Here is a 6130-nt window from a genome sequence, read left to right as displayed (position 1 = left end):
GCCTGCCCCGTTCGGCCCGATCAGCGCATGCACCTCGGCATGGCGGACGTCGAGGTCGACGTTCTTGACCGCGGCGAACCCGCCGAAATCGCGCCGGAGACCCCGGCAGGCTAGGACGACGTCGCCCTTCGCCCCCACGGCAAGACCATCGGCCGGGACGCTGCCCGGCCGCTCGATGCGCTGAGGCGCGCCTGCCATGTCGTCTCGCGCTCCGCTTACTGCGCCGGGACCAGCGAACAGCCGCTTTTCGCCGGGTCGATATAGGCCTCCGCGCCCGGAACGGTGGCGAGCACGTTGTAGTAGTCCCAGGACTTGGTGCTCTCGGCCGGCGTCTTCACCTCCATGAGGTACATGTCGTAGATCATGCGCCCGTTGGCGCCGACCTTGCCGCCGCGCGCGAAGACGTCCTCGACCGGCATCTCGTGCAGCGCCTTGGAGACGGCCTCGGTCTCGTCCGTGCCGGCCTTCTGGATCGCCTTCAGGTACTGCGTCACGGCCGAATAGGTGCCGGCTTGGATCATGTTCGGCATGCGCTGCGTGCGATCGAAGAACTTCTGGGAGAAGGCGCGCGATTCGTCGTCGCGGTCCCAGTAGAAGCCTTCGGTGAGCGACAGGCCCTGCGCCGCCTCGAGGCCGAGGCCGTGGACCTCGGAGAGCGTAAAGAGGAGCGCGGCAAGCCGCTGGCCGCCCTGCACGATGCCGAATTCGGCGGCCTGCTTCACCGCGTTCGCCGTATCGAGGCCGGCATTCGCCATGCCGATCACCTTGGCGCCCGACGACTGCGCCTGCAGCAGGAACGAGGAATAGTCGGTGGTCGAGAGCGGATGGCGCACCGAGCCCAGCACCTGGCCGCCGTTGGCCTTCACGAAGTTCGATGTCTGCTCCTCCAGCGAATAGCCGAAGGCGTAGTCGGCGGTGAGGAAGAACCAGCTGTCGCCGCCCTGCTTCACCAGCGCACCGCCGGTGCCGACCGCGAGCGCGTGCGTGTCGTAGGCCCAATGGAAGCCGTAGGGGCTGCACTGCTTGCCGGTGAGCTCGACGGTCGCGGCGCCCGTCGTGATCGTGACCTTCTTCTTTTCCTTCGACAGGCCCTGCACGGCGAGCGCGACCGAGGAGGTCGTCAGCTCCATGATCGAATCGACCTGCTCGGTGTCGTACCACTGGCGGGCGATGTTGGAGGCGACGTCGGGCTTGTTCTGGTGGTCGGCGGTGACGACCTCGATCGGCGCATCGAGCACCTTTCCGCCGAAGTCCTCGACCGCCATCTTCGCCGCCTCGAAGCTCCAGCGGCCGCCGAAGTCGGCATAGACGCCGGACTGGTCGTTGAGGATGCCGATCTTGACCTTGCCGTCCGAGACCTGGGCGGCGGCCGGCAGGACCGTGGCGGCGAGAAGAAGCGTCGAAAGCGCGGCAAGTCGGGTCATCAGGTGTCCTCCCAGGTTGCGACGAACGTCGGGAAGACAGCACGTTCGCCAGGGTGGATCTCGCCCGCCCCGGCTCTCGCCAACCTCCCCGTCCGTCCCGCGTCCTTCGATCGCGCGGGTTCGGATCATTCGCCTGCAGCACCCGAGGCCTCCCGCCCCGCGATGCTGACGATGTGGGAACGCTAGCATCGCCTCGCCGGCAGATGAATGTTCATTTCCGAAAATGACCTGTACAAAAACGTACAGACGGAGACGATCATGAGCGACTTTTCCTGGGACGACCTGCCCTTCTTCCTCGCCGTCGCGCGGACCGGCCAGCTGTCGGCGGCGGCACGTGAGCTGCGCACCAATCACGTCACCGTGTCACGCCGGCTCGATCGGTTGGAGGGCGACCTCGGCGTGCGCCTCTTCGAGCGCTCGCCGCGCGGCTACCGGCTGACCGCGCTCGGCGAACGGCTGGTGGAACGGGCGGACGCGATGGAGCGCGACGCGGCGGTCTTCGCGGAAGCGGCGACCGAGGGGCCGGCGACGCCGCGGGGCACGGTGCGGCTGGCGACGCCGGAAGGGTTCGGCAACTTCTTCCTCGCCGATCATCTGCCGGCGCTCGCTCGCAGCCATCCCGCGCTCCTCATCGAGCTCGTGCCGATCCAACAGATCATGTCGCTGTCGCGCCGCGAGGCGGACCTGTCGGTGGCTCTGCACTCGCCGTCGAGCGGGCCGTACCGGCGCGAGCGCATCCTGTCCTACCGCCTCTTCGTCTATGCCTCGCGCGGCTATCTCGACGCGCACGGCCCGATCCGGAGCGCAGCGCATCTCGCCGCCCATCCGGTGATCGGCTACATCGAGGACATGATCTTCGCGCCGGGGCTCGACTACCTCCGCGAGGTCCTGCCCGGCACGCGTGCGAGCTACCAGAGCTCCAGCATCCAGGCGCAGCTCGCCGCGACGCGCGCCGGCTTCGGGCTCGGGGTCCTGCCCTTCTTCATCGCCAGCCGCCATCCCGACCTCGTGCCGGTCCTACCGCGCGAGGTGCATATCGAGCGGGCCTACTGGCTGATCTGCCACGACGATCTCGTCGCCGCACCGCGCATCCGCCTCCTGTCGGACTTCATCCGCGACGCCGCGCAGTCGGCGGCGGACACCTTCGCGGGCGCGCCGCTCCTCTCATGAAAAAGGCCGCCCGGAGGCGGCCTTCTCATATGCGTCAGGCCGTTCAGGCCTTCGGTGCGGTCATCTTGCCGTCCATCCGGCGCCAGAGGCCGAGCGGGTTGGCGTCCTTAAGGGCGTCCGGCAGGAGGCCGTCCGGCAGGTCCTGGTAGCAGACCGGGCGCAGGAAGCGGTCGATCGCCTTGGAGCCGACCGAGGTGGAGCGACCGTCGGCGGTCGACGGATAGGGTCCGCCGTGGACCATGGCATGCGCCACCTCGACGCCCGTGCCGAAGCCGTTGACGAGGATGCGGCCCGCCTTGCGCTCGAGGAGCGGCAGGACGGCGCGCGCCGCCTCGTGGTCGCCTTCCGTGATGTGGATCGCGGCGGTGAGCTGGCCTTCGAGCGCGGCAACCACCGACTTCATCTCGGCGGCGTCCTGGCACACCACGACGATCGAGGCCGAGCCGAACATCTCGTCCTGCAGCTCGGTCGACTTGACGAAGTCGGCTGCCGAGACGCGGAAGAGCGTGGCTTGGCCGCGCAGCGTCTCGCCCGCCTGTCCCTTGGCGACAACCGACACCGAGGCGTGGCCCTCGACCGCCGCAACGCCCTTGGCGTAGGCCGAGCAAATGCCCGGCGTCAGCATGACGGCGGCGGGCGCGGCGACGAGCGCCTCCTCGGCGCCCTTCAGGAAGGCGTCGAGCCTCTCGCCCTCGATCGCGATGATGAGACCGGGATTGGTGCAGAACTGGCCGGCGCCGAGCGTCAGCGAGCCGACGAACGCTTTGCCGATCGCAGCGCCCCGCTCTGCAAGCGCGCCGGGGAAGAGCAGCACCGGATTGATCGAGCTCATCTCGGCATAGACCGGGATCGGCTCCGGCCGGTTGGCCGCGATCTTCATCAGCGCCGTTCCGCCGGTGTGCGAGCCGGTGAAGCCGACCGCCTTGATGCGATGGTCGGCGACGAGGCCCTCGCCGATGGCGCGCTCGGCCGCGAACAGGAGCGAGAAGGTGCCCTCCGGCATGCCGCACTTCTCGACCGCCGCGTGCACCGCGCGCCCGACGAGCTCGGACGTGCCGGGATGGGCCGAGTGCGCCTTGACGACGACCGGGCAGCCAGCGGCGAGCGCCGAGGCCGTATCGCCACCGGCGACCGAGAAGGCGAGCGGGAAGTTCGAGGCGCCGAACACGGCGACCGGTCCGACCGGCACGTTGCGAAGGCGCAGGTCCGGGCGCGGCAGCGGCTGGCGGTCCGGCATCGCCGGGTCGATGCGCGCATCGAGATAGCCGCCGTCGCGCAGGACGCCGGCGAAGAGGCGCAGCTGGCCCATGGTGCGGCCGCGCTCGCCCTCGACGCGCGGACGCGGCAGGCCGCTTTCCGCCATGCAGCGCTCGACGAGCTCGTCGCCGAGCGCGAGGATCTCGTCGGCGATCGTCTCGAGGAACTTGGCGCGATCCTCGAGGCTTGTCTCGCGATAGGTGTCGAAGGCCGCGTCCGCGAGGGCGCAGGCCCGGTCGAGGTCGGCCCGGCTGGCGCCGCCGAAGCCCGGCTCGAGCTTCTCGCCCGTCGCCGCCTCGATGCCGTAGACCGTGCCCTGCCCTCCCTTGGAGATGGCCTGGCCGATGATCTGCTCGCCTTGGATGGTCATGAAAGGTCTCCGTCGTGTCCCGACCCGTGCGGCGCGGGCGCCGCTTCGCGCTCCGATTACAGCCTCGACGCCGCGGAGGGAACCTCGCGCGGCCCTTTGGGACGGTTTCCTCGGACAAATAGGGGCGTCAACATGCAATCGGCAGGGGGATGCTGGTGCCGCTGCATCAGCCGCGACAACCTAAGTGTTGCGTACGAAGGCGCATTGCGGCATGTGAGGTTGGTATTCCTTTGTAAGAAGTGGCGGCAGCACCGATGAGCAAGGACCTTCTCCTCGACGAGCAGCTGTGCTTTGCGATCTATTCCGCGACTCACGCCTTCAACCGCTTCTACAAGCCGAGGCTCGACCGGCTCGGGCTGACCTATCCGCAGTACCTCGTCATGATGGTGCTCTGGGAGGAGGAGCCGCAGACGGTCGGCAGCATTGGCGAGCGGCTGCTCCTCGATTCGAGCACCCTGACGCCGCTCCTGAAGCGGCTGGAAGCGGCCGGCTACGTCAGCCGCAACCGCTCGCTGCGCGACGAGCGCGTGGTGGACGTGACGCTGACGCCCGTCGGGCGCGCGCTGCGCGAGGACGCCTGCCCGCTGCCCGAGGCGGCGAAGGCTGCGAGCGGCTCGACCATGGCCGAGCTGAACGATCTGCGGCACCAGCTCGTGTCGATCCGCGACGCCCTCAATACGGCCGATCCGGCCTGACCCGACGCGGCCACTGGTGCGGAGCGGCGACTTATCCGCTATGAGAACGCCCGATTGCGGCGGCCGAGGACGGCGCCGCGCGAGGGAGGATCGACGATGGTGGCGCTCGGCAACGGCAATCTGGCCGAAATCTCGAAGACGGCCGACGTGCCGGCCTATGATCGCGGCGCGCTGACGCCCGGCATCGCGCATTTCGGCGTCGGCAATTTCCACCGCGCCCATCAGTGCGTCTATCTCGACGACCTATTCGCGACCGGCGCGGACCACGACTTCGCCGTCGTCGGCCTCGGCGTGCGACCCGAGGAGAAAGCGGCCTTCGCCGACCTCACGGCGCAGGACGGCCTCTACACCGTGACCGAGGTCGATGAGGGTGTCCGCCGCACGCGCGTGATCGGGTCCGTGGTCCGCCTCGTCGAGCCGGGCGACCGCGCCGCCACGGTGGCGGTCCTCACCGACCCCGCGATCCGCATCGTCACGCTGACGATCACCGAGGGCGGCTACTACCTCTCCGGCGACAAGCCGAACCTCGACCATCCCGACCTGGCCGCCGACGCCGCCGACCTGTCCGCCTCGCGCAGCGTGTTCGGCCTGATCGTCTCGGCGCTCGCCGAGCGGCAGAAGGCAGGCACCGCGCCCTTCACCGTGCTCTGCTGCGACAACCTGCCCCACAACGGCGATCTCACGCGCAAGCTCGTCACCGGCCTCGCCCGCAAGTCCGACGCCGCGCTCGCCGATCACATCGAGACCGCCGTCGCCTTCCCGAACTCGATGGTCGACCGCATCACGCCCGCCACGACCCCGGCGCAGGCGCAATCGCTGCGCGACGAGACCGGCATCGAGGACAAGCGCCCGGTCTTCTGCGAGCCCTTCATCCAGTGGGTCGTCGAGGAGAACTTCTGCAACGGCCGGCCGGCTCTCGAGACCGTGGGCGTCACCTTCGTCGAGGACGTCACGCCCTACGAGCTGATGAAGCTTCGCATCCTCAACGCGGGCCATGCGACCATCGCCTATCCCGCGGCGCTTCTCGGCCTGACCTACGCACACGACGCCATGCGCGACGATCTCGTGGCGCGCTTCTTCCGCGACGTCGAGGAGAACGAGCTTCTGCCGACGGCGCCCGGCATCGAGGGCGTCAGCCGCGAGGACTACCTCGCCACCGTAACGTCGCGCTTCGCCAATCCCGCGATCGCCGACACGTTGCGACGCCTCGCCCT

General features: G+C 69.1%; 5 protein-coding genes and 1 pseudogene. 3 read left to right on the top strand and 3 right to left on the bottom strand.

Annotation, left to right across the window (positions count from 1 at the left end; genetic code table 11):
* Positions 1-198 (bottom strand): annotated as a pseudogene (locus QZ753_RS01585) (ABC transporter ATP-binding protein); the annotation flags it as partial.
* 17 nt (positions 199-215) lie between these two features.
* On the bottom strand, positions 216-1424 hold the full coding sequence (locus tag QZ753_RS01580; protein ID WP_294640601.1) for an ABC transporter substrate-binding protein: 1209 nt from the start codon (positions 1422-1424) through the stop codon (positions 216-218).
* Positions 1425-1682: 258 nt separating this feature from the next.
* On the opposite strand from QZ753_RS01580, the gene QZ753_RS01575 reads away from it, so the two are divergent.
* Positions 1683-2594: a LysR family transcriptional regulator gene (locus QZ753_RS01575; RefSeq protein ID WP_294640599.1), complete on the top strand. Its 912-nt coding sequence runs from the start codon at positions 1683-1685 to the stop codon at positions 2592-2594.
* 43 nt (positions 2595-2637) lie between these two features.
* Here the strand turns inward: QZ753_RS01575 and QZ753_RS01570 are convergent, their stop codons facing one another.
* Positions 2638-4221 carry an aldehyde dehydrogenase (NADP(+)) gene (locus tag QZ753_RS01570; protein ID WP_294640597.1) on the bottom strand — a complete coding sequence of 528 codons (1584 nt, stop codon included), beginning with the start codon at positions 4219-4221 and terminating at the stop codon, positions 2638-2640.
* A 254-nt stretch (positions 4222-4475) separates the two neighbouring features.
* On the opposite strand from QZ753_RS01570, the gene QZ753_RS01565 reads away from it, so the two are divergent.
* Positions 4476-4916, top strand: a complete 441-nt coding sequence (locus tag QZ753_RS01565; RefSeq protein WP_294640595.1) for a MarR family winged helix-turn-helix transcriptional regulator — start codon at positions 4476-4478, stop codon at positions 4914-4916.
* A 96-nt stretch (positions 4917-5012) separates the two neighbouring features.
* On the top strand, positions 5013-6130 hold a 1118-nt coding region (locus tag QZ753_RS01560; RefSeq protein ID WP_294640594.1), incomplete at its 3' end, for a mannitol dehydrogenase family protein.

This window comes from uncultured Aureimonas sp. (genome assembly GCF_913775355.1).
In the GTDB taxonomy this organism is placed as follows: Bacteria; Pseudomonadota; Alphaproteobacteria; order Rhizobiales; family Rhizobiaceae; genus Aureimonas.
Note: the sequence above shows the minus strand (reverse complement) of the source record. Positions and strands in the feature narration are given on the sequence as shown.